Here is a 460-nt window from a genome sequence, read left to right as displayed (position 1 = left end):
CCCTGCTCCTTGGCCGTCTCGGCGCGCCAGGCGCGGAGCGCCTCGAACGCGGGCTGGAGTGCCTCGGGCAGCTCGGCCACGGCCGCCTTCGCCTTGCGGTCGCGGCCCGCCCCACCGCCCGAGCGGGACGCGGCCGGCTTCTCGGGCTCCTTGCGCAGCGGCACCTCCCGCTCCCGCCGCAGCACCGACCCGCTGGCCTCGGTGAGCACCAGCGTGCCGTAGTCGCCCTCGACCGCGAGCAGTCCCTGGGCGAGCAACTGGCGGATGACGCCGCGCCACTGGGCCTCGCTCAGCTCCTCGCCGATGCCGAACACGGAGAGCTGGTCGTGGTCGAACTGGATCACCTTCGCGGTGCGGCGGCCCAGCAGGATGTCCACGATCTGCACCGCGCCGAACTTCTGCCCCCGCTCCCGCTGCAGCCGCACCACCGTGGACAGCACCTTTTGCGCCGCCACCGTGC

At 74.1% G+C, this 460-nt stretch carries 1 protein-coding gene; it reads right to left on the bottom strand.

The window, feature by feature from the left end; genetic code table 11:
• On the bottom strand, positions 1-460 hold a 460-nt coding region (locus LPA54_RS38215), incomplete at both ends, for an RQC domain-containing protein (RefSeq protein WP_267488004.1).

The sequence above is a fragment of the Streptomyces sp. DH12 genome (assembly GCF_020873895.1).
Lineage (GTDB): Bacteria > Actinomycetota > Actinomycetes > Streptomycetales > Streptomycetaceae > Streptomyces.
The sequence above is the reverse complement of the archived record's forward strand: the minus strand, read 5'-3'. Positions and strand labels throughout refer to the sequence as shown.